This is a genomic window from Fodinibius sp. (genome assembly GCF_041642155.1).
In the GTDB taxonomy this organism is placed as follows: Bacteria; Bacteroidota; Rhodothermia; order Balneolales; family Balneolaceae; genus Fodinibius.
Genome location: NZ_JBEPWZ010000342.1, coordinates 1 through 2949, shown reverse-complemented (window position 1 = coordinate 2949; position 2949 = coordinate 1). Strand labels below are relative to the sequence as shown.

The following is a 2949-nucleotide window of genomic DNA, read 5'->3' as shown; positions in this document are numbered from 1 at the left end:
TTTCTAGCATTCAACATCCTCACATATGCCTTATACGGGGTGGTTTTGAATGCGCTCAAGCTTTGATATTTCCCGATGCTTCGGGACTGGTTTTTCAAGGATTCTGACAAGGTCTTTTTTGAATGTAAAAAATGAAGACTTCGAAATTTGCTGCTGTGCTGCATTGGACTGAAAATGAATGTTGTAGGCAGGAAAGTACCTCTTCACTCGCATTTTCATTCCGCCTTGCCCAAAACAAATTTCTCTGTGAATAATCCAATACAGATTAAGAATAATAAGTTAAATTACAGTAATGTCAGACAATATAAAAAAGTGAAAACAGAAATCAGGAGCGAAAAAAACATACTTCCTGCTTTTAATATTAAACTTCCTGCCCGGGACCAATAATTTGACGTTCCCCGCGTTGGTTAAAGCAAATACGGCGCTCCGGGGACAACCGGCTTTGCTTGTGGATATATCTTGAGCGTATATAGGGTGCCAATATGTTATGAACTGACTATGGCTAATAACTATGGTCTTTTATGATCCGTCTTTATACGTTATTATTAATCACTTGTAAATCACTGGTCATAAAACGGTACAAGGAATAATTGATAGCCTTTGGAAGACGGGTTTCGGATTTTTACCCACTGGCTCCCTCTTGTTGTATTTTTAAGTAAGTCAAGCAGGTACATGCAGAAAGGGAGCCGGACGCCATGGGTTAACGATCATGAAAAGGAGCTGCACAGGTGTTAAATTTAAGAAGATTATTTCTTACGGGAGTGTTGCTGTGCAGTTGGTGTCTTTCTGTGGAGGCACAACAGACGGGTGGTTCATCTTCCTATGATGATGAGGAAAGGCCTCTACAGGTATGGGATTTGGATATAGAGGGTAATGAAAGTTTTTCGAATATCATAATCCGGGATCAGATTGCCACGGAAGCGTTTACGTTTTGGGACAAGATGAAGTTCTGGAAGCGCGGGGGACACAATCTTAGCGAAATAACCATTCAAAAGGATGTCATCCGCATCCGCAACTACTACAACCGGCGTGGCTTTCCACATGTGCAGGTAGACTACCGTATAGAAGATGGAAACAAATCCTGGAAAAAACACGTGATTTTTACCGTCAATGAAAAGGCTCCCATCCGGATTAGCGAAGTCAATTATGATTTTACCGGTGACGACCGTCACCGGAAGATAGTAACGGACAGCCGTGACTTTGCTCGTGTCCGCAGACAAAGTGAATTCCGGGAGGGAGAGCGATACGAAACCATAAAGGAGCCGGAAGTGGTGGGCAGTTATGAACAGCTGCTCAAAAACAAGGGCTTTGCATATGCCGAAGTTGCTGTCAGTGCCGAGGTTGATACCATACGACTCGCTGCCGATCTGACTATTCACTGTTCGCTGGGTCCCATGACCTATTTTGATACGATCTCGGTTGCGGGCGACAGCACCGTCAGTGCCGGTTACATTATTCGTGAGTCGGGATTAAAAAAGGGACAACAGTATAGCATCAATGCATTGCAGGAGGCACAGCGCGAGATTTTCAACCATCACCTTTTTCGCTTTGCCACCATTAATATCCCTGAACAGCCCCGGGATTCGACGCTGGATTTGGATATGCAGATTCGCGAGAATTCCCTGCGTACCGTCCAGACGCTGGCGGGTTTTGGAACGGACGAGTACCTGCGGGGACAGGTAAGCTGGATCCACCGCAACGCCTTTGGCTACGGACACCAATTTACCAGCACTGCGAAAGCGTCGTTTATTGAACAGACGCTCAATTTTGATTATCTGATTCCGTATGTATACAATACGAGAAGCAGCGTCGTCATTTCTCCTTTTGTCCAGCATTTGCTGGAAGACAATTACGAGCTTTCCCGCCTGGGCCTCACGAACAGTTTTATCTATCGCTATAGCCAAAATATGACCGGCTCCGTGTCGTACCAGTTTACCAGGAACAGTGAACTCTCACAGCAGCTGGATGAAAATTTGCCCGACACGACCCAAAACTATAATCTTTCTTCCATCCAGTTAAGCGGTTATTATAACCAGTCATTAGACCGGCGGGGACAGGAAGGGTGGGCCATTCAGCCCTATATCGAGATATCCGGATTTTTGGGTTCCTCGACTTTTGAATTTCAAAAGTTTTCGCTCGATGTTCGCCGGTACACGCCCCTTACGGAAACCACAACACTGGCTACACGTCTGCAGGGGGGGAAGCTGTTTGCCACCCGGGAAGATTCCCTGCCCAATAATATACGTTATTACCTCGGGGGCACCAGTTCCATTCGGGGCTGGGGACGTTATCAACTGGGGCCGAAGCGTGTGGTGACCGACACCCTGAAGAATGACAGCGGCGAAATTGTATCCGACAGCACTGCCTTTAGCCGGTATATACCCGCGGGGGGACGTACATTTTTTGCTTTTAACCTGGAATTAAGACAGGATATCGACGCCCTGATTAACGGTTTCGGGCTTACCGCTTTTCTGGATGGGGGACAGGTATGGCGGAAGGATCCGGATTTTGAGCACAGGCCCCTGCAATTTAGCGTCGGCGGTGGCGTTCGTTATAATTCGCCCATCGGACCGGTGCGGCTCGATGTGGGCTATAAGGTGAACCCTTCCGATGCGGATCTCAACAGGTTTCGGGGACGTGATTTCGGAAATGCATGGGATCGCATAGGAATTCATATTAGCGTGGGACAGGCATTTTGATGAGTACGATTAAAGAAACAAATCAAACATCTAAAAAGAAGTCGCGGCGAAAATGGCCGTGGGTGATCCTGCTTTGTATTCTTGTGATTATAGGAGGGGCGCGTCTGGCCCTGATGACGGGGATAGCCGGGAACTGGGCCCGAAATATGATTGTGGATGCGGCGAACGACCAGTTGGTCCCCCAGCTTTCTATCGAAAGCCTGTCGGGGGACCTGTGGCATGGGGTTACACTGACCGGTATCGCGCTAAC

General features: G+C 47.4%; 2 protein-coding genes. Both read left to right on the top strand.

Going from position 1 to position 2949, the window contains the following annotated elements:
* Window positions 1-788: 788 nt before the first annotated feature.
* Window positions 789-2699 (top strand): outer membrane protein assembly factor, encoded by a 1911-nt coding sequence (locus tag ACESLU_RS13665; protein ID WP_372639184.1) that lies wholly within the window; start codon window positions 789-791, stop codon window positions 2697-2699.
* The coding region (locus ACESLU_RS13660; protein ID WP_372639183.1) for a hypothetical protein at window positions 2699-2949 on the top strand (251 nt) is incomplete at its 3' end. The genes ACESLU_RS13665 and ACESLU_RS13660, both read left to right, overlap by 1 nt.